General features: G+C 57.6%; 21 protein-coding genes. 5 read left to right on the top strand and 16 right to left on the bottom strand.

The features are described from left to right. From DD606_RS20215 to livK, 9 genes are all read right to left on the bottom strand, one after another. On the bottom strand, positions 1-412 hold a 412-nt coding region (locus DD606_RS20215), incomplete at its 3' end, for an ATP-binding cassette domain-containing protein (RefSeq protein ID WP_129259035.1). Between the two features lies 1 nt (position 413). Beyond that, positions 414-1,259, bottom strand: a complete 846-nt coding sequence (ugpE, locus tag DD606_RS20210) for a sn-glycerol-3-phosphate ABC transporter permease UgpE (protein ID WP_058656341.1) — start codon at positions 1,257-1,259, stop codon at positions 414-416. Beyond that, positions 1,256-2,143 carry a sn-glycerol-3-phosphate ABC transporter permease UgpA gene (ugpA, locus tag DD606_RS20205; protein ID WP_003861551.1) on the bottom strand — a complete coding sequence of 296 codons (888 nt, stop codon included), beginning with the start codon at positions 2,141-2,143 and terminating at the stop codon, positions 1,256-1,258. Before ugpA ends, ugpE begins: the two co-directional genes overlap by 4 nt. 74 nt (positions 2,144-2,217) lie before the next feature. Beyond that, positions 2,218-3,534: a sn-glycerol-3-phosphate ABC transporter substrate-binding protein UgpB gene (gene ugpB, locus DD606_RS20200; RefSeq protein WP_022651963.1), complete on the bottom strand. Its 1,317-nt coding sequence runs from the start codon at positions 3,532-3,534 to the stop codon at positions 2,218-2,220. Between the two features lie 266 nt (positions 3,535-3,800). Then, on the bottom strand, positions 3,801-4,514 hold the full coding sequence (gene livF, locus DD606_RS20195) for a high-affinity branched-chain amino acid ABC transporter ATP-binding protein LivF (RefSeq protein ID WP_022651964.1): 714 nt from the start codon (positions 4,512-4,514) through the stop codon (positions 3,801-3,803). 1 nt (position 4,515) lies between these two features. Next, a complete protein-coding gene (gene livG / locus DD606_RS20190) occupies positions 4,516-5,280 on the bottom strand; it encodes a high-affinity branched-chain amino acid ABC transporter ATP-binding protein LivG (RefSeq protein ID WP_003861544.1) in 765 nt (254 codons plus the stop codon). Then, positions 5,277-6,554, bottom strand: coding sequence for a high-affinity branched-chain amino acid ABC transporter permease LivM (locus tag DD606_RS20185; RefSeq protein WP_003861542.1), 1,278 nt, complete (start codon positions 6,552-6,554; stop codon positions 5,277-5,279). The genes livG and DD606_RS20185 overlap by 4 nt, the downstream gene beginning before the upstream one ends. Beyond that, the gene (livH, locus tag DD606_RS20180; protein ID WP_003861540.1) at positions 6,551-7,477 is read right to left on the bottom strand and encodes a high-affinity branched-chain amino acid ABC transporter permease LivH; all 927 of its coding nucleotides are present in this window, start codon (positions 7,475-7,477) and stop codon (positions 6,551-6,553) included. The genes DD606_RS20185 and livH overlap by 4 nt, the downstream gene beginning before the upstream one ends. Before the next feature lie 46 nt (positions 7,478-7,523). Beyond that, entirely contained in the window at positions 7,524-8,633 is a 1,110-nt protein-coding gene (gene livK / locus DD606_RS20175; RefSeq protein WP_048209896.1) for a high-affinity branched-chain amino acid ABC transporter substrate-binding protein LivK, read from the bottom strand. 424 nt (positions 8,634-9,057) lie between these two features. Between livK and panM the strand changes: the two genes are divergently transcribed. Further along, positions 9,058-9,441: an aspartate 1-decarboxylase autocleavage activator PanM gene (gene panM / locus DD606_RS20165; RefSeq protein WP_023314973.1), complete on the top strand. Its 384-nt coding sequence runs from the start codon at positions 9,058-9,060 to the stop codon at positions 9,439-9,441. 117 nt (positions 9,442-9,558) lie between these two features. Here panM and livJ read toward each other — a convergent pair whose 3' ends face one another. The 6 genes from livJ to ftsY all read right to left on the bottom strand — a co-directional run bounded on the left by livJ (position 9,559) and on the right by ftsY (position 16,543). Beyond that, positions 9,559-10,659, bottom strand: a complete 1,101-nt coding sequence (gene livJ, locus DD606_RS20160; protein ID WP_003861530.1) for a branched chain amino acid ABC transporter substrate-binding protein LivJ — start codon at positions 10,657-10,659, stop codon at positions 9,559-9,561. A gap of 197 nt (positions 10,660-10,856) precedes the next feature. Beyond that, entirely contained in the window at positions 10,857-12,122 is a 1,266-nt protein-coding gene (locus tag DD606_RS20155) for a 4-aminobutyrate--2-oxoglutarate transaminase (protein ID WP_047654384.1), read from the bottom strand. A 136-nt stretch (positions 12,123-12,258) separates the two neighbouring features. Beyond that, the gene (gene rpoH / locus DD606_RS20150) at positions 12,259-13,116 is read right to left on the bottom strand and encodes an RNA polymerase sigma factor RpoH (RefSeq protein WP_000159624.1); all 858 of its coding nucleotides are present in this window, start codon (positions 13,114-13,116) and stop codon (positions 12,259-12,261) included. Positions 13,117-13,366: 250 nt separating this feature from the next. Continuing rightward, positions 13,367-14,422 carry a permease-like cell division protein FtsX gene (ftsX, locus tag DD606_RS20145; protein WP_045333887.1) on the bottom strand — a complete coding sequence of 352 codons (1,056 nt, stop codon included), beginning with the start codon at positions 14,420-14,422 and terminating at the stop codon, positions 13,367-13,369. Continuing rightward, positions 14,415-15,080, bottom strand: coding sequence for a cell division ATP-binding protein FtsE (ftsE, locus tag DD606_RS20140; RefSeq protein ID WP_006812284.1), 666 nt, complete (start codon positions 15,078-15,080; stop codon positions 14,415-14,417). The genes ftsX and ftsE overlap by 8 nt, the downstream gene beginning before the upstream one ends. Positions 15,081-15,082: 2 nt before the next feature. After that, positions 15,083-16,543, bottom strand: coding sequence for a signal recognition particle-docking protein FtsY (ftsY, locus tag DD606_RS20135; RefSeq protein ID WP_022651969.1), 1,461 nt, complete (start codon positions 16,541-16,543; stop codon positions 15,083-15,085). Between the two features lie 127 nt (positions 16,544-16,670). On the opposite strand from ftsY, the gene rsmD reads away from it, so the two are divergent. Both rsmD and DD606_RS20125 read left to right on the top strand, forming a co-directional pair. Continuing rightward, the gene (gene rsmD / locus DD606_RS20130; RefSeq protein WP_023314975.1) at positions 16,671-17,273 is read left to right on the top strand and encodes a 16S rRNA (guanine(966)-N(2))-methyltransferase; all 603 of its coding nucleotides are present in this window, start codon (positions 16,671-16,673) and stop codon (positions 17,271-17,273) included. After that, positions 17,257-17,538, top strand: a complete 282-nt coding sequence (locus DD606_RS20125) for a DUF1145 family protein (protein ID WP_003861520.1) — start codon at positions 17,257-17,259, stop codon at positions 17,536-17,538. The genes rsmD and DD606_RS20125 overlap by 17 nt, the downstream gene beginning before the upstream one ends. Positions 17,539-17,598: 60 nt before the next feature. On the opposite strand, the gene DD606_RS20120 is transcribed toward DD606_RS20125, so the two are convergent. Further along, positions 17,599-17,955, bottom strand: a complete 357-nt coding sequence (locus DD606_RS20120; RefSeq protein WP_003861518.1) for a DUF2500 domain-containing protein — start codon at positions 17,953-17,955, stop codon at positions 17,599-17,601. A 129-nt stretch (positions 17,956-18,084) separates the two neighbouring features. Here DD606_RS20120 and DD606_RS20115 point away from each other — a divergent pair, with 129 nt between their 5' ends. Together DD606_RS20115 and DD606_RS20110 are read left to right on the top strand one after the other, a co-directional pair. Then, positions 18,085-18,711 (top strand): lysoplasmalogenase, encoded by a 627-nt coding sequence (locus DD606_RS20115; protein ID WP_003861515.1) that lies wholly within the window; start codon positions 18,085-18,087, stop codon positions 18,709-18,711. Between the two features lie 76 nt (positions 18,712-18,787). Then, a partial coding sequence (locus DD606_RS20110; protein ID WP_139158326.1) for an HAD-IC family P-type ATPase occupies positions 18,788-19,946 on the top strand: 1,159 nt, incomplete at its 3' end.

Genomic DNA, 19,946 nt, shown 5'->3' with positions numbered 1-19,946 from the left:
CGCCGGAGAGCTCGCGCGGGCGACGCTTGAGCAGGCCGTCCAGCTCCAGAATGCGCGCGGCCTCTTTCACGCGCTCCTCGATATGGCCTTTGCCCATACCGCGAATTTTCAGCCCCCAGGCCATGTTCTCTTCCACGCTCATGTGCGGATAGAGGGCGTAGTTCTGGAATACCATCGCGATGCCGCGATCTTTGGGTTCCATCTCGGTAACGCGCTGGCGGTCAATCCAGATATCCCCGGACGTCACACGCTCCAGCCCGGCCACCATACGCAGCAGGGTGGATTTTCCGCAGCCGGACGGGCCGACCATCACGATAAATTCCCCGTCCGCCACGTCGAGCGTCAGCGGCTGAATGACTTGGGTTTTGCCGTCCCAGCTTTTGGTTACTGCCTGTAATTTTAAACCTGCCATCTTATTTCTCGCTATCGACCAGGCCGCGGACAAACGCGCGCTGCATGGCTAAAACAATGACTACGGGTGGGATAAGGGTGAGTAGCATCGCCGCCATCACCTGGTTCCAGAGGGTGGTGCCTTCGCCGGTGGCGATCATGCCTTTGATGCCCGCCACGGCGGTGCCGAGGTTGACGTCCTGAACGATCAGCAGCGGCCACAGATACTGGTTCCAGCCGTAGATAAAGGTGATCACAAACAGCGCCGCGAGATTGGTTTTCGACAGCGGCAGCACGATGTCGCGGAAGAAGCGCATCGGCGAGGCCCCGTCAATGCGCGCGGCTTCAATCAGCTCGTCCGGCAGGGTCATAAAGAACTGGCGAAACAGGAAGGTGGCGGTCGCCGAGGCCATCAGCGGCAGGGTCAAGCCCGCGTAGCTGTCGAGCATCTTCAGGTTGGCGATCACCTCCACCGTCGGGAAGATACGCACCTCCACCGGCAGCATCAGGGTGATGAAAATCATCCAGAAAAACAGGTTACGCAACGGAAAGCGGAACCAGACGATGGCGAAGGCCGAAAGCATCGACACGGTGATTTTGCCGACGGTGATGCCGAACGCCATGATGAAACTGTTGAGCATCATCAGCCAGAACGGCGCGCTGTTAGCGCCCACGCCCTGCGTCCAGATAGTTTTCATGTTCTCGAAAAGATGCGTGCCTGGGATCAGCGTCATTGGCGTGTCGAACACCGCTTTGGTGTCCAGCGTGGCGGCGACGAAGGCCACGTACAGTGGGAACAGGATGACGAGGATGCCCAGAATCAGCAGGGTATGGCTGAAAATCGTCAGCCCGTGACGGTTCTCAATCATTGGTAGCGCACCTTACTTTCGACATAGCGGAACTGCACCACCGTGAGGATGATGACGAGGAACATCAGCACGACCGACTGTGCAGCAGAGGCTGAGAGATCAAGCCCGGCAAAGCCCTCGCGGTAGATCTTGTAAATCAGCGTGGTGGTTGCCTGCACCGGGCCGCCCGCGGTGGCGGCGTCGATCACCGGGAAGGTGTCGAAGAAGGCGTACACCAGGTTCACCACCAGCAGGAAGAAACTCACCGGGGCGATCAGCGGCAGCGACAGCCGGAAGAAGCGGCGCACCGGCCCTGCGCCGTCGATGGCGGCGGCCTCCACCAGCGAACGCGGGATAGACTGTAGCGCGGCAAAGAAAAACAGGAAGTTATAGCTGATCTGCTTCCACACCGAGGCGAACACCACCAGGAACATCGCCTGACCGCTATTCTGGGCGTGGTTCCAGTCATAGCCAAACTCACCCAGGAAGTGGGTAATCAGCCCGCGGCCCGGGTTAAACAGGAAGATCCACAGCACGGCGGCCACGGCGGGAGCCACGGCGTAGGGCAGCAGCATCAGGGTCTGATACAGACGGCTGCCCCGTACTACGTAATCCACCAGCGCGGCGAAAAACAGCGACGCGACAAGACCGCTGACGGTGACCAGCGCGCTGAATTTGATCGTCGTCCAGAAGGAATCCAGGTAGTAGCTGTCGTGGAACAGCGCGGTAAAGTTGTCCAGCCCGACAAACTGGCTGGAAAGCCCGAACGGATCGACGCTTTGTACCGAGTACCACAGCGCTTCGCCCGCAGGCCAGATAAAGAAGATGACGGTGATGACCAGCTGCGGCGCGACCAACAGGTACGGCAGCCAGCGGGAACGGAACACCGGACGGGATGATGACATAGGTTAGCTCAGGTTGGTTTCCCCTCACCCCGTCCCTCTCCCAAAGGGAGGGGGTTAGGGTGAGGGCAAAAAGATTAAGACTTCGTCGACTGCTCAAAGCGGCGCAGCAGCTGATTCCCGCGCTCTACCGCGGAATCCAGCGCCTGCTGTGGCGTTTTCTTCCCGGTCCAGACGCTTTCCAGCTCTTCATCGACGATGGTGCGGATCTGCGGCATGTTGCCCAGACGCAGGCCTTTGGTGAACGGCAACGGCGGCTTGTTCAGCATCTGACGCGTCGCGATATCCGCGCCCGGGTTCTTGCTGTAGAAGCCCTGCTCGCGGGTCAGGTCGTACGCGGCTTTGGTGATCGGCAGGTAGCCGGTCTTCTGGTGCCACTCGGCGGCGTTTTCCGGCTTCGCCAAGAAGTCGAGGAACTCGGCCACGCCTTTGTAGGTGCCGTTGTCTTTACCCTGCATCACCCACAGGCTCGCCCCGCCGATGATGGCATTCTGCGGCGCGCCTTTGACGTCAGCGTCGTACGGCATCATGCCCACGCCGTAATTGAATTTGGCGTAGTGACGGATGTCTGCCAGCGAGCCAGATGAGGCGGTGGTAATGGCGCAGTCGCCGTTGTAGAACTTCTCGGTGGATTCGTCTTTACGCCCGAAGTAGCTGAAGTCGCCCTTCTTATTGAGTGCTTCCAGCAGCGCGATGTGCTTCACCTGCTCCGGCTTGTTGAACTCCAGCACCGCGTCGGTACCGTCGAAGCCGTTGTTTTTGGTGGCAACCGGCAGGCCGTGCCAGGCGCTGAAGTTTTCAATCTGGATCCAGCCCTGCCAGCCGCTGGCGTAGCCGCACTTCATCCCCGCCGCTTTCAGCTTCGCGGTGTATTCGGCCAGGTCCTGCCAGGTTTTTGGCGGCTGCTCCGGATCTAAACCGGCTTTCCTGAAGGCGTCTTTGTTGTAGTACAGCACTGGCGTAGAGCTGTTAAACGGCTGGGACAGCAGATGCCCGCTTTTGGAATCCGTGTAGTATCCCGCCACGGTTGGCACGAACTGGGACTCGTCAAAGTTAATGCCCGCCTCTTTGAACACCTCGTACACCGGCTTGATGGCTTTGGAGGCCATCATGGTCGCGGTGCCCACTTCATAAACCTGTAACAGCGCAGGCGCGTTACCGGTACGGAAGGCGGCGATGCCCGCGCTCAGGCTCTGCTCGTAGTTGCCTTTGTACACCGGCACAATTTTGTAATCCGGGTGGGTGTCGTTGAAACGTTGCGCCAGGGAGTCAACCTCTTTACCCAACTCTCCTTCCATGGAATGCCAGAACGGAATGGTCGTCACAGCCATTGCGTTCGTCGCAAAAGCCAGACCCAGTGCCAGACCCAAAGCTGTGTGTCGTAACGATGTCATTGTCATCTCTCTTATTGTGCCGGATGCGCGATATCACGCGTTTTATGCTCGCGAGGTAACATGACATGCTCGAATGACAGAAAAATAACTGTTTGTTTACAGACAGGTGACAGCCAGGCGTCAGAGGGATGATGGTTGTGTGAAGGGGTTTAGATGTTGGGTGCGGTCTGGTGCCCTCACCCCGGCCCTCTCCCACGGGGAGAGGGAGAAAAGCGATCGGTTCCCTCTCCCTTGAGGGAGAGGGTTAGGGTGAGGGGGAAATGCGATTAACCGCCTAAATACGCACTCCGCACCGCCTCGTTCGCCAGCAGCGCGTCACCGGTATCGGAGAGCACCACGCGCCCATTCTCCAGCACATAGCCGCGGTCAGCGAGCTTCAGCGCCTGGTTGGCGTTCTGTTCGACGAGGAAGATGGTCATCCCCTCTTTGCGCAGCTGCTCAATGGTATCGAAAATCTGCTGGATGATGATGGGCGCAAGACCGAGCGACGGTTCATCCAGCAACAGCAGACGCGGCTGGCTCATCAGCGCGCGGCCAATCGCCAGCATCTGTTGCTCGCCGCCGGACATGGTGCCCGCGCGCTGAATACGACGCTCCCACAGGCGCGGGAAGAGTTCGTACACCCACTTGATGCGGGTCTGGTATTCATCCCGGTGGGCGAAGAAACCGCCCATCGCCAGATTCTCTTCCACCGTCATGCGGGAGAATACGCGACGCCCTTCCGGGACAATCGCCACCGCTTCACGCATGATTCTGGCGGTCTGCCAGTCGGTGATGTCTTTACCATCAAACACAATCCGCCCGCTGGTGGCGCGCGGGTCGCCGCACAGGGTGCCGAGCAGCGTGGTTTTGCCCGCGCCGTTAGCCCCAATCAGGGTGACGATTTCGCCCTGATTGATATGCAGGCTGACATCGTGCAGCGCCTGAATTTTGCCGTAGTGCGCGTTGACCTTGTCGAACGTTAACATCGCTTTTTCCATCTTATGCCTCACCAAGGTATGCGCGGATCACGTCCGGGTTGTTGCGGATCTCTTCCGGCGTGCCGTTTGCCAGCGGCGTGCCCTGGTTTACCACGTAGATACGGTCCGAAATGCCCATCACCAGCTTCATGTCATGCTCAATCAGCAGGATGGTGGTGTCGTGATGGTCGCGCAGCTCGGCAATCAGCTCGTCCAGTTCTTTGGTCTCTTTCGGATTGAGACCTGCCGCTGGTTCGTCGAGCATCAGGATCTCCGGCTGCGTCACCATGCAGCGCACAATCTCCAGGCGACGCTGATCCCCGTAAGCGAGGTTGCTCGCCTGACGGTTGGCGTGCTGGAGCAGGCCGATACGGTCGAGCCAGGTCGCGGCGCGATCGAGCGCCTCTTCCTGCGTGCGGCGGAAGGCCGGGGTTTTCAGCAGGCCGGAGAAGAGGCCGGTTTTCAGCTGCTGATGTTGCGCCACCAGCAGGTTCTCAATCACCGTCATCTCGCGGAACAGACGCACGTGCTGGAAGGTACGCACCACGCCCATGCGGGCAATCTGCTGGCCCGGCAGCCCTTCAAGATGCTGATCGCGCAGCATGATGGTGCCGCCCGTCGGCTTGTAGAAGCCGGTCAGGCAGTTGAAGACCGTGGTTTTTCCCGCGCCGTTCGGGCCAATCAGGGAGACAATCTCTTTCTTGTGCAGATCCAGATTCACATTGTTGACCGCCAGCAGGCCGCCAAAACGCATCATCAGGCCGTTAACGGATAATAAAGGCTTCATGCCTGCTCTCCTTTCGCCTGTGTGCGTTTCAGCTTCAGCTGTGGACGGGTCATCGGCAGGAGACCCTGCGGACGCCAGATCATCATCAGCACCATCAAACCACCCAGCATTAACATGCTGTATTCGTTAAAGTCGCGCATCAGCTCGCGGGAGACCACCAGCAGGATAGCCGCGAGGATCACGGCGAACTGCGAGCCCATTCCGCCGAGCACCACAATCGCCAGCACGAAGGCCGATTCGGCAAAGGTGAACGATTCCGGGCTGACGAAGCCCTGACGCGCGGCAAACAGCGTTCCGGCGAAACCGGCAAACGCGGCGCTGATGGTAAATGCGGTCAGCTTGATGCGGGTCGGGTTCAGGCCCAGGGAGCGGCAGGCGATCTCATCTTCGCGCAGCGCTTCCCACGCGCGACCCAGCGGCATGCGCAGCAGACGGTTGATCACAAACAGCGTAATCACCACCAGCAGCAGCGCCACCAGATAGAGCCAGATCACGCGGTCGGACGGATCGTATTTGATGCCAAAGAAGTTGCTGAAGGTATCCCAGCCGCCTTCGCGGGCGGTACGGCTGAACTCCAGGCCGAAGAAGGTCGGTTTCGGGATCTGGCTGATGCCGTTCGGACCGCCGGTCACCTCGGTATTGTTGAGCAGCAGGATACGGACGATTTCGCCGAAGCCTAAGGTCACAATCGCCAGGTAGTCACCGCGCAGGCGCAGCACCGGGAAGCCGAGCAGGAAGCCCGCCGCGGCAGAGACCAGCCCCGCCAGCGGCAGACAGGTCCAGAAGCCGAGGCCGTAATAGTGGTTCAGCAGCGCGAAGGTGTACGCGCCGATGGCGTAGAACCCGCCGTAGCCCAGCACCAGCAGGCCAGACAGCCCCACCACCACGTTCAGACCCAGCCCCAGAATCACGTAGATCATGGTCAGGGTGGCAATATCCACCGTCCCGCGCGATACCATAAACGGCCACGCCACGGCAGCCACCAGCAGCGCCACAAGGAACAGCTTCTGTTTCACGGTTGTACCGTCGATCGCCGGCAGGACGAATTTCGGCCCGGAGACGTTTTTCAGCGTCTTCTGGAACAGCGGACGCAGCAGCTGGAACAGGAACACCACAGCGGTGCCGATAAACACCCACTGCCAGCGGATGTCGGGGGCGGTATCCACCACCAGCTTCGTGCCGTCCAGCCCTAACTGGACGCCCATAAAGACGCCCGCCAGGACGAAGAACATGGCGGCAGAGAGCAGCGCCATCGCAAAATGCATCGGTTTCATACTTTCTCTACCTCCGGACGGCCCAGAATACCGGTAGGCATCACCAGCAGAACCAGAATTAGCAGGGCAAACGACACCACATCTTTATATTCGGTGCTCAGATACGCAGAGGAGAGCGCTTCGGCCACGCCCAAAATCAGGCCGCCGATCATCGCGCCCGGAATGCTGCCGATGCCGCCCAGTACCGCCGCGGTGAAGGCTTTCATCCCGGCCATAAAGCCGATGTACGGGTTGATTACGCCGTAGAACTGACCGAGCAACACGCCAGCCACCGCCGCCATCGCTGCGCCGATCACGAAGGTCAGGGCAATCACGCGGTCGGTGTTAATCCCGAGCAGGCTCGCCATCTTCAGATCTTCCGCGCAGGCGCGGCAGGCGCGTCCCATGCGGGAGTAGCGGATGAACAGGGTCAGGGCCAGCATCGCAATAAAGGTCACAACCCAGATTACCAGCTGCATGGTGGTGACAGAGGCGGAGAAGTTTTCGCTGGCCCCCACAATCCACTGGCCGTTAAACAGGCTTGGCAGCGCCACGTCGCGTGAACCTTCAGTCAGGCTGACGTAGTTTTGCAGGAAAATGGACATCCCGATGGCGGAGATCAGCGCGATCAGGCGCTTGGAGCTGCGCACCGGTCGGTAGGCTACCCGTTCGATACTCCAGCCGTAGGCGCTGGCGATCACAATCGCGCCGACAAACCCGGCGGCTACCAGCAGCCAGCTGCTGTCGATGCCCATCATCATCAGCGCGGCGATGATCATAAAGGAGACGTAGCTACCGATCATGTACACCTCGCCGTGGGCGAAGTTAATCATGCCGATAATGCCGTAAACCATCGTGTAGCCGATGGCGATCAGCGCGTAAGTGCTTCCCAGCGTGACGCCGTTAAACATCTGCTGCAAAAAGTAGAGAAACTGCTCGGACATATGCAAACCTTTTTATACCCGCCCGGTGAGCCGGGCGGTGGGATGATTATCTGGCGACCGAGGACGAACCGTCGGCGTGCCACTTAAAGACACCAAATTCAAATCCCTTCAGATCGCCTTTCTCATCCCAGTTCAGCGGCCCAATCACGGTGTTCGCCCCGTGCGCTTTTAAATCTTTCACCAGATCCAGCGGTTCTTTGCTGCCGGTACGATCCAGCGCGGTGGCCAGAGACTGTACGGCCGCGTAGGTGATCCAGACGTACGGACCACTCGGATCTTTCTTCTGCGCCTTGAGCGCATCCACGATAGTCTTATTCGCCGGATCCTGGTCATAGCGTTTTGGCATCGTCACCAGCATGCCTTCGGCAGAATCCCCCGCGATGTTGGACAGGGAGGCATTGCCCACGCCCTCTGGCCCCATGAACTGGGTTTTCAGACCGGTGGCGCGCGCCTGGCGCAGCATCTGCCCCATTTCCGGGTAGTAGCCGCCGTAGTAAACGAAGTCGATATTCTCTTTTTGCAGGCGGGCGATCAGCGCGGAGAAGTCTTTTTCACCGGCGGTAATGCCGTCGAAGAAGACGATGTTCGCCCCGCCTTTTTTCAGGCCGTCCTGTACGGAACGCGCCAGGCCTTCGCCGTACTGCTGTTTATCATGAATGATGGCGATACGCTGCGGCTTAACGGTTTCGAGGATGTATTTGGCGGCGGTTGGCCCCTGAGAGGAGTCCAGACCGGCGGTACGCATGATGTGCTGGTAGCCGCGCTGGGTCAGTTCCGGGTTGGTGGCGCCCGGGGTGATCATCAGAATGCCTTCGTCTTCGTAGATATCAGACGCAGGCTGCGTGGAAGAGGAACACAGGTGCCCTATGACGTACTGGATACCGTCGTTAACAATTTTGTTGGCGACCGCGACGGCCTGTTTTGGATCGCAGGCGTCGTCATACTCCACGCCCACCAGCTTGTCGCCTTTGATCCCGCCTTTGGCGTTGATATCTTTGATGGCCTGACGCGCGCCGTTGAACTCCATGTCACCCCACTGGGCAACAGGGCCGGACATCGCCCCCACTACCGCAACTTTAATGTCGTCTGCCATAGCGGCATGCGAGATCGACAGTGCGACCATCCCCGCGATTAATGTCTTCGCGTTCCTTTTCATCTCTGAATCCCCATTCGTGATGTCGTGTTTATATTTTGTTTTATTATGGTTAAAAAGCATTCTGTACTTTTAATGAACAACGCTATTTTTACCAGTGCCTTTAATGGTTTAGCGCAGTTTTTTGTCAAAAACCAGACTAATATCTCTATTTTTCAGGCGATTAAGCAAAGATAATATTCTGAAATCAGGCGGAGATAAACAAATAAAAGCGCAGTTGGCAGCATAAAATAACGGTACAAAGCGCCGAATAAATCACTGCCCTTCAGGTTAAAATTCTGCTTATTTTTCGATCCATGTGTTTTCAAACTGCGCATTACGCTGTCAAAAAACTAATCACCTGGTAAATGGGAAGAAAAAGAGAAAGCGCCTGAGCAAATAAATTGAGTACACTGGCCCTACTCTTTTTGATTTGGACAAGCAGCTAATGAAACTGACTATCGTGCGTCTGGTGACCTTTAGCGACCAGGATCATATCGACCTGGGCAAGATCTGGCCGGAATATTCCCCTTCATCGCTGGCCGTCGATGAAAACCACCGCATCTATGCCGCGCGTTTTAATGAACGTCTGCTGGCCGCCGTCCGCGTAACGCTGAGCGGCACGGAAGGGGCGCTGGACTCCCTGCGCGTGCGCGACGTGACCCGTCGTCGCGGGGTCGGGCAGTATTTGATTGAAGAGGTGATCCGCGAAAACCCGAGCGTAACCTCCTGGTGGATGGCCGACGTGGGCGTGGAGGATCGCGGCGTGATGGCAGCGTTTATGCAGGCGTTAGGGTTTACGGCGCAGTCGAACGGGTGGGAGAAGCGCTAGATCTGTGCGGCCTGATACCCTCACCCCGGCCCTCTCCCTAAGGGAGAGGGAGAAAACCGGGTAATCCCCTCTCCCCGGGGGAGAGGGTTAGGGTGAGGGCATCAACCCGCACCAGCATTATTTGGCATCAGTAGCAGTGCCATTGGCATGCCAGTCAAACACGCCGAACTCGAAGCCCTTCAGGTCGCCCTTCTCATCCCAGGACAGCGGTCCCATCACGGTTTCCACCGAGTTCGCTTTCAGCCAGGTGGCAATCTCCGCCGGATCGGCTGACTGGTTCAGGCCCGCTTGCAGAGACTGCAACGCTGCGTAGGTGGTCCAGACGAACGCACCGCTTGGATCCTGTTTCTTCGCCTTGATGGCATCGACAACAGGTTTGTTCGCAGGCACCTGGTCGTAGTTCTTCGGCTTGGTCACCAGCAGACCTTCAGCGGATTCACCCGCGATGTTAGACAGGGAAACGTTCGCGACACCTTCTGGCCCCATGAACTGCGTCTTCAGACCCGCCGCACGCGCCTGACGCAGGATCTGCCCCATTTCCGGGTGGTAGCCGCCGTAGTAAACGAAATCGATGTTTTCTTTCTTCAGACGCGCGACCAGGGTCGAGAAGTCTTTCTCACCGGCGGTGATACCGTCAAAGAACACCACGTTGGCGTTCGCTTTTTTCAGGTTATCCTGCACCGCACGGGCCAGGCCTTCGCCGTACTGCTGTTTGTCATGAACAATCGCGATGCGCTGCGGCTTCACTTTTTCCACGATGTATTTCGCGGCGGTTGGCCCCTGATCGGAGTCCAGACCGGTGGTACGCAGGATCAGCTTATAGCCGCGCGCGGTCAGCTCTGGCGCCGTCGCGGCCGGCGTGATCATCAGAATGCCTTCGTCTTCGTAGATGTCAGACGCGGGCTGGGTGGAAGAGGAGCACAGGTGACCAATAACGTATTTGATCCCGTCGTTTACCACTTTGTTCGCCACCGCGACCGCCTGTTTCGGGTCACAGGCATCGTCATATTTTACGATTTGCAGCTTTTCGCCCTTGATGCCGCCCTTAGCATTAATGTCTGCAACCGCCTGTTCCGCGCCCGTAAATTCCTGGTCGCCGTACTGTGCTACCGGACCGGACATCGCACCCACCACGGCCACTTTAATATCGGCCTGCGCCATGGCGCTGAATGCCAACGCGATACATCCTGCCAGTAACGCTTTACCCTTCATGTTCATCCTGAGATTCCCCATTATTATGGTTATAACGATTGTTGTGATGTTGTTGTGTAGCGCTTTATTTCAGTTATAGGCGTGCTGTTCGCGCTTTTTCAGCATACTCTGCTAAAACATACCCCATTTTTATGATTTTGGAATAGCTAATTTGAAATGAAAATATGATAAGCCCGGCCTTCATTTCAGCCGGGCTTTTGGCTTTATCGTGTCAGCGAGGCGGAAATAATATCCAGCGCTTTACGAAACTGCGCTTCGGAGATGGTGAGTGGGTAGAGGAAGCGAATAACGTTGCCGTAAACGCCGCAGCTCAAAAGCAGCAGCCCTTCGTTCAACGCGCGCTCCTGAACCTGACGGGTAAATTCCGGCGACGGCTGTCCGGTTTGCGGATCGGTAAATTCCACCGCCACCATCGACCCCTGCCCACGGATATCGGCGATATACGGACAGCCATCCTTCGCTTTATTCAGCACCTCGACCAGATGATGCCCGAGATGCGCCGCGCGGGTGCAGAGATCGTCCTCGTCAATCACATCCAGCACCGCATGGGCCGCCGCAATCGCCAGCGGGTTACCTGCGTAGGTTCCGCCAAGTCCGCCCGGGGCCGGCGCATCCATTACCTCCGCCCGGCCAGAGACGGCAGAGAGCGGCATCCCGCCCGCCAGGCTTTTCGCCATAGTGATCAGATCGGGCTTCACGCAGTGGTTTTCCATGGAGAACAGCTTGCCGGTACGGGCGAAGCCGGTTTGCACTTCGTCGGCAATCAGTAAAATCCCGTGGGTATCGCACAGGGCACGCAGCGCCTGCATAAAATCAGCGGGCGCGACGTTGAATCCGCCCTCGCCCTGAACCGGTTCAATAATGATTGCCGCCACCTGATCGGGCGCGATATCGGCTTTGAAGATGCGCTCCAGGCTTTTTAACGCTTCGGCGGTACTGACGCCGTGCAGGCTGTTAGGGAATTGCGCGTGGTACACCGAGCCGGGGAACGGGCCGAAGCCGAGCTTATAGGGCGCCACTTTGCCGGTCAGCGCCATGGTCATAAAGGTACGGCCGTGGAACGCGCCGCCGAAGGTGATAAGGCCGGAACGTCTGGTGTACGCGCGGGCGATTTTCACCGCGTTTTCGACCGCTTCCGCCCCCGTTGAGAAGAAGGCGGTTTTGGCTGGCCCCTCTATGGGTACGCGCTGGTTGATGCGCTCGGCAAGCGATACATAGCCTTCATAAGGGACGATTTGATAAGCGGTATGGGTAAAGGCGTGAAGCTGTTTTTCGACGGCGGCGATAACTTTAGGATGGCGATGCCCGGTATTCAGCACGGCGATCCCGGCGGCAAAATCAATATACTCGTTACCTTCCACGTCCCACACCGTGGCGTTTTCGGCTTTATCGGCATAGAAGTTACACATGACGCCGATACCGCGCGGCGTCGCCTGTAAACGCCGGTCGTTCAGTTCGTTATTTTTCACCCTGTCACCCTCTGAAAGTCGCCTGCTTAGCGCATCAGTAAGTGTTTGCCAGGGGCAGGGAATTCGCCAGAGCGGGCGCTAAAAAAACAAAACCCCCAGACTCTCATCCAGGGGTTCTCGGTGTACTTCGCGAAAATTACGCTTCGATAGCGGCGCGAAGTTTTTTCATGGCGTTCTTTTCAAGCTGACGCACACGTTCAGCGGAGACGCCGTAGCGGTCGGCCAGTTCCTGCAACGTGGACTTGTTATCTTCGTCCAGCCAGCGGGCACGGATGATATCCTGGCTACGCTCGTCTAGGCCTTCCATCGCGAAGGTCAGCTTGTTCGCCGCCTGGTCTTCCCAGTTATCCTCTTCAATGCCGTCAGCAAAGTTAGAGGTTTTATCCTGTAGATACAGAACCGGGGCCATCGGCTGGCTGTCGGACGCGTCATCGTCGGCAGACATATCAAACGTCATGTCCTGAGCGGCCATACGGGATTCCATCTCGCGGACGTCTTTGCTGGAAACGCCCAGCTCGCGCGCCACCATTTCCACTTCATCCTGATTGAACCAGCCCAGACGCTGCTTGGTTTTACGCAGGTTGAAGAACAGTTTGCGCTGCGCTTTCGTCGTGGCGACTTTCACAATACGCCAGTTACGCAGGACGTATTCGTGAATTTCCGCTTTGATCCAGTGCACGGCGAAGGAGACGAGTCGCACACCCACTTCCGGGTTAAAGCGACGTACCGCCTTCATCAGGCCAATATTACCTTCCTGAATCAGGTCCGCCTGCGGCAGGCCGTAGCCCGCATAATTACGAGCAACGTGAACAACAAAGCGCAGGTGAGACAGGATCAGCGTTTTAGCTGCTTCCAGATCGCCCTGGTAATGCAGCTTTTCAGCAAGCTCCTTTTCTTCCTCAGCCGTTAACATCGGCCAGGTGTTCGCAGCCCGGATGTAAGATTCCAGGTTACCAACAGGGGCTAAAGCTAAAGTTTGCATTTCTTTGGTCATTCATTCCTCTCAATGTTTCTTCTGGTCCAGGTTGTCCCCGTCAGGCAACAACCATGCCAAAGCGTTTGAGCAACGAGATTAGCATTCACTCTTTTATCAGACAGTGATTTTATCCACAAGTTCCAGGTGGAACAGTGAATAAATTACGCACAAAATGTGACATGAAGATGATTACAGGGGAAGAGACAACAGGGACGCTTTCCCTGCAAGCGAACATCTCGGTGCAGGGAAAGATTATATCACGCTTTTATTAGTCGGGAGTAAAGTGGCGTAAATGTTGAACCGTTGCCAGCCATGCGGCAATCCAGCCGATCATGGAGCACACCAGCAGCAACAGCAGGCACTCATCGAAACCTAAACCACTGATATCAAACTTAGTTCCGAAAACCTGCGCCACCTCGGTGACGGCAGACGACAGCCGCATCACCAAAATTTCTGACAAAATCAATGAAAGAAATGCACCAGAAAAACCTAATAACGCGCCGCCGTAAAGGAACGGGCGAAGGATGAAACCATCCGTTGCGCCAATCAGTTTCTGCACGTTGATGGTATCGCGGCGGGCGAAGATGCTCAGGCGCACGCTGTTACCAATGACGAGGAACACCGCCGCCACCATCAGCACGCCGATCATCGCCGACACGCGTCCTACCAGCCCGGTCAGGGCGGCAAGACGGGCAAACCAGCTGTCGTCCATGCGCACTTCATCAATCCCGTTAATGCGGGTAATGCGGTCGCGCAGGGTGTTGAGCGAATCCGTGCCCTGGAAATCGAGTTTCGGGATCACCACCGCAACGGCGGGCAGCGGGTTCTCTTCAAGCATATCCAGCGCGCCGCCGAACCCGGACCAGTTGCGGAATTCGCCCAGCGCTTCATCGCGGGAAAGGTAGTTCACCTTCTCCACGCCCTGTTCGGCCTGAATCTGCCCCACTACCTGAGCCGCCGCGTTATCGTCGAGGGCTTTATCCAGATAAACGGTGATCTGCGGCGACGGATAGTACTGGGACGCCGCCTGGTTTACGTTTTTGTAAACCATGTAGCAGACGCTGGGCAGCGTCAGGGAGATGGCAATCACCATCACCGTCAGGAACGTCGCCAGCGGTTTGCTTTTCAGATCCTGCAACGCGCCCTGGAAGGCATACCGCACCTGCTCGTTAAAGACGTTGGTTTTGCGGGAGTTCGGTTTCGGTGCCGCTTTGGCACGCTTAGGCGCATTGCGATTGCCGTCCCCGCCGCCCTGAGGCTTGCGGAAACGGTCAAACCGGTTGCTGAACTGCCGAATCTGGTTCATTGCATCACGCTTATTCACCGTGGCCTCCGTGCAAATGCCCGTCGCTCAGGGTCAGCATGCGGTACGAACGGCGGGAGATCAGCCCCATGTCGTGCGTCGCCATCAGTACCGTGACCCCCACGCGGTTAAATTCCTCAAACAGACGCAGGATCCCTTCAGAGAGGGCATCGTCCAGGTTACCGGTCGGTTCATCCGCCAGCAAAACGGCAGGCTTGTTCACCACCGCACGGGCGATACCCACGCGCTGCTGCTCACCGCCTGAGAGCTGGATTGGGAAGTTCTTCGCTTTGTCCAGCAGCCCGACCTTATCCAGCGCCGCCGAAACGCGACGGCGGATATCATCGTAACTGGCGCCGGCAATAATCAGCGGGATCGCGACGTTATCGAAAACCGTGCGATCCATCAGCAGGTGGTGATCCTGGAAAATCATGCCAATCTGACGACGCAGGAACGGCACTTCACGGTTCTTAAGACGGCTAATTTCATGGCCGCTGAACCAGATTTTCCCGGCGCTTGGCCGCTCGATCCCACAGATCAGCTTGAGCAGGGTACTTTTCCCCGCGCCGGAATGGCCGGTCAGGAATGCCATCTCGCCTGGCTGGAGGTGGAATGTCACCCCCTGTAGCGCTTGTCTCCCGCCGAGATAGGCCTTGCTGACGTGTTCAAAGCGAATCATTGTTAGTCCTCTCGGGCAAATAGTGCCTCAATAAAGTCGTCCGCTTTAAACGGACGTAAATCCTCAATACGCTCGCCCACACCGATGTAACGGATAGGAATGCCGAACTGGTCGGCCACGGAGAAGATCACCCCGCCTTTCGCGGTGCCGTCCAGCTTGGTCAGCGTGATCCCGGTCAGTCCTACCGCTTCATGGAACAGCTTCGCCTGGCTGATGGCGTTCTGTCCGGTGCTGGCGTCGATAGTCAGCATAATTTCATGCGGTGCATCTTCGTCCAGCTTCTTCATGACGCGAACGATTTTCTTCAGCTCTTCCATCAGGTGCGATTTGTTCTGCAAACGCCCCGCGGTATCCGCAATCAGCACGTCCACGTTACGCGACTTCGCCGCCTGGATGGCATCGAAAATCACGGACGCGGAATCCGCGCCGGTGTGCTGAGCAATGACCGGAATATTGTTGCGCTGGCCCCACACCTGGAGCTGTTCCACCGCTGCCGCACGGAAGGTATCGCCCGCCGCCAGCATCACCGATTTGCCCTGCTGCTCAAACTGGCGCGCCAGCTTGCCGATGGTGGTGGTTTTACCCACGCCGTTGACGCCAACCATCAGGATAACAAACGGCATTTTGCCTTCAATATTAAGCGGTTCGTCAACTTTTGCGAGAATTTCACCCATCTCGTCTTTCAGCAGGCCGTACAGCGCCTCGGCGTCGCGCAGCTGTTTGCGGCTCGCCCCTTCGGTCAGGTTGGCGATGATCTTACGGGTAGTTTCCACGCCCACGTCCGCAATAAGCAGCTGCTCTTCCAGCTCTTCAAACAGATCGTCGTCGATCTTTTTGCCGCGGAAAAGACTGATAAATCCGGAACCTAAGTTTTCTTTGGTTTTGAGCAGGCTGCGCTTCAGGCGCGCGAAGAAACCTTCTTTTGTCGGTTTTTCCTGCTCCTGAACGATCTCTTCTTCGGCCTGCTCTTCCACCGGTACGACGATGACCGCTTCTTCAGCCGCTTCCGCCGCCAGCGCCTGGGCTTCCAGCTCTTCGTCGGTCAGCTCTGGCTCAAGGACCGCTTCTTCTTCCACCGCCTCAACAATTTCAACGGTTTCCGCTTCGGCCAGCCACTCTTCGGCAGAAACCTCTTCAGCTTTAACCTCTTCGGGCAGCGGCAGCGCTTCGTGTTCGATAGCGGCCTGCGGCGCTTCGGTAAGGGTTTCTACGATAACCGGCTCTGGCTTCTCGCTCTCCTGAACCTGCTCAGTGACCTCAACCACCTCTTCAGCAAAGGATTCAATCTCTTCTTTACTGTGGGCTGGCTCTTCCGCTTCGACAACCGCAGCGGTTTCGACAGGCGTTTCAGGCTGTGACTGCTCTTCTACAACCTGCTGTTCTTCGGTTTTCTGTTCTGTTTCTTGCTCTTTTTCACCGAAACCCAACCAGGAAAAGAAGCCACGTTTTTTTTGTTTTGCCATCTGCGACTACACTCCTCGCGGCGCTATATACAGGGAAGCTAAAAAAATGATGAAATAGTCTAACACTTTACTTAATTGACATCACCGCCCGCAATCGCAGGGCAATGGTTAACAGAGCTTTCCTGAGATGAAGAAACCCACCCGCGCCCCGGCCGGTCAAATTCGCATTATCGGCGGTCAGTGGCGAGGCCGGAAATTACCGGTGCCGGACAGCCCCGGTTTACGCCCCACCACGGACCGCGTTCGCGAGACGCTGTTTAACTGGCTAGCCCCGTCTATGGTAGACGCCAACTGCCTGGACTGCTTCGCCGGAAGCGGTGCATTAGGGCTGGAAGCGCTGTCGCGCTATGCTGCCAGCGCCACGCTGCTGGAGATGGAGCGCGGCGTCGCGCAGACGTTGCAGCAAAATTTGGCTACGCTGAAGGCAACCAACGCCAAAGTGGTGAATACCAACACGCTGAGCTTCCTCGCCCAACAGGGGACGCCGTACAACGTGGTGTTTGTTGACCCGCCGTTCCGTAAAGGGCTGCTGGAAGAGACGCTATCCCTGCTGGAGCAAAATGGCTGGCTGGCGGACGACGCGCTGATTTACGTTGAAAGCGAAGTGGAAAATGGTCTGCCGTCCGTTCCCGTTCATTGGGATCTGCACCGCGAGAAGGTCGCCGGCCAGGTGGCTTATCGTCTGTATCACCGTCAGGCACAAGGAGGATCCGATGCCAGTACTGATTAACGTAGGGCGCGTGCTGATGCTGGGCGTCTGGGCATTTTTGATTTTGAATCTGGTGCACCCGTTCCCGCGTCCGCTGAATATCTTCATTAACGTGGCGCTGATTTTTACCGCGTTCATGCATGCCTTACAGATGGTGATGCTGAAAAACGGACTGCCGAAAGATAGCCCACCGATGACCGGCTGGCAGCAGCTGCGGGTGTTTATTTTCGGCGTATTTGAGCTGCTCGTGTGGATGAAGAAGTTTAAGGCGCAGGTGAAGAAGTAAGGTGCGGTGTGATGCCCTCACCCTAACCCTCTCCCACTGGGAGAGGGGACCGATCGCGCATTATTCAGCCCTAAAACCTACAAAACGCGACCCTTTATAGCTCAGCGTGCCTTTCTCTCCCACCGTCAGCTGATGGTACTGCTGCGCCTCCAGGCGGAAGGTCATCTCCAGCCCGCCGGTTTCCGGCTTAAAGCTCGCTTCATAGCGCATCGTTGTGCCCGCAGGCGTCACCTGCTGCTGGCGTGAGCGGCGGTCGTTAAGCGGCTTCTCACGCTTGTTCGTCACCACCACGCGCTTTTGCATCAGCGGCGCGGCGTCATTGTCGGCCTTCTCACGGCGCTGCTGCACGAAGCGAAACGAGGCGGCAATGACGATAATCGCCACCACGATAATGAAAAACAGCGGCATCTTGCTCATTGAAAAATCCCATCAGATTATGCGGAATTCAGGATACCTCGCCTGCCCCGGCATTGCCAAACGCCCGCTCGCGTCACTACACTGGATCAGGAACTGATCATTCAGCCTCAACAGTTACAGGGAGTTAATATGCTTTGGTCATTTATCGCTGTCTGTTTTTCCGCATGGCTTTACGTCGATGCGTCCTACCGTGGCCCAGCCTGGCAGCGCTGGTTATTTAAACCCGTCACGCTATTACTCCTGCTGTTGCTTGCCTGGCAGGCCCCGATGTTTAACGCCGTTAGCTATCTTGTCCTCGCGGGGCTGTGTGCTTCCCTGATTGGCGATGCCTTAACCTTGCTGCCGCGTCAGCGCCTGCTGTACGCCGTGGGGGCGTTCTTCCTGTCACATCTGCTCTATACCATCTACTTTGCCAGCCAGATGACGCTCTCCTTCTTCTGGCCGCTGCCGCTGGTGCTGCTGGTGATTGGCGCCCTGCTGATCGCGGTGATCTGGTCGCGTCTGGAAGAGATGCGTCTGCCGGTCTGTACGTTTATCGCTATGACGCTGGTGATGGTGTGGCTGGCGGGCGAGCTGTGGTTCTTCCGTCCGACGGCGCCTGCAATGTCTGCGTTCTTCGGTGCCGCACTGTTGCTGTTGGGTAATATCGTCTGGCTGGGCAGCCACTATCGTCGCCGCTTCCGTGCGGATAATGCGATTTCCGCCGCCTGTTACTTTGCCGGACACTTCCTGATTGTGCGTTCGCTGTATATCTAAATAACGCTTGACTCTGGAGTCGACTCCAGAGTGTATGCTGCGGTTAATGAGAAAATTATCATTACCGGAGACTGCCATGTCGACTCCAGAAACACCTAAAAAAGTTCCCCAATTCTCGGCACTTAAGCTCAGCCCGGTTCCGCCAAAAGAGGACTGCTGCTGCGAGGGCGCGTGCGAAACCCAGACCGAAGCGCTGCCTGAAAGCGGCAACCGCTACAGTTGGGTGGTCAACGGCATGGACTGCGCGGCCTGCGCCCGCAAAGTGGAAAATGCGGTGAAGCAGGTGCCAGGCGTGAATCACGTTCAGGTGCTGTTCGCTACCGAAAAGCTGCTGGTCAGCGCCGAAAACGACGTCAGCAGACAGGTTGAAGCCGCCGTCAGCAAAGCGGGTTATACCCTGCGCAGCGAAACGGCGCCCGCAGAAAAAACGTCCCCGCTAAAAGAAAATCTGCCCCTTATCACCCTCATCATCATGATGGCCCTGAGCTGGGGGCTGGAGCAGATCAACCACCCATTCGGCAACCTGGCGTTTATCGCCACCACGCTGGTTGGCCTGTTCCCGATTGCGCGTCAGGCGCTGCGTCTGATGAGAAGCGGCAGCTGGTTTGCCATCGAAACGCTGATGAGCGTGGCGGCTATCGGGGCGCTGTTTATTGGCGCGACGGCGGAAGCGGCGATGGTGCTGCTGCTGTTCTTAATTGGCGAACGCCTTGAGGGCTGGGCGGCGAGCCGGGCGCGTAAAGGGGTGAGCGCGCTGATGGCGCTGAAGCCGGAAACCGCCACGCGGGTTATTGATGGTCAGCGTGAAACGGTCGCCATCAACACCCTGCGCCCGGGCGACGTGATTGAAGTGCCCGCAGGCGGACGCCTGCCAGCCGATGGGGCCCTCGTTACTGCCACCGCAAGTTTTGACGAAAGTGCCCTGACCGGAGAATCCATCCCGGTAGCGCGCGCGGCGGGTGAAAAGGTGCCTGCGGGCGCCACCAGCGTAGACCGACTGGTGCAGTTGACGGTCCTTTCCGAACCGGGCGACAGCGCCATCGACCGCATCCTCAGGCTGATTGAAGAGGCCGAGGAGCGCCGCGCGCCGGTAGAACGCTTTATCGATCGCTTCAGCCGGATTTACACCCCCGCCATCATGCTGGTGGCGCTGCTGGTCACCGTCGTCCCGCCGCTGTGCTTCGGCGCGCCGTGGGAGGGCTGGATTTACAAAGGGCTGACGCTGCTGCTGATCG

The organism is Enterobacter cloacae complex sp. GF14B (assembly GCF_004136805.1).
GTDB classification, from domain to species: domain Bacteria; phylum Pseudomonadota; class Gammaproteobacteria; order Enterobacterales; family Enterobacteriaceae; genus Enterobacter; species Enterobacter hormaechei_C.
This window is presented reverse-complemented; position numbering and strand designations above follow the sequence as displayed.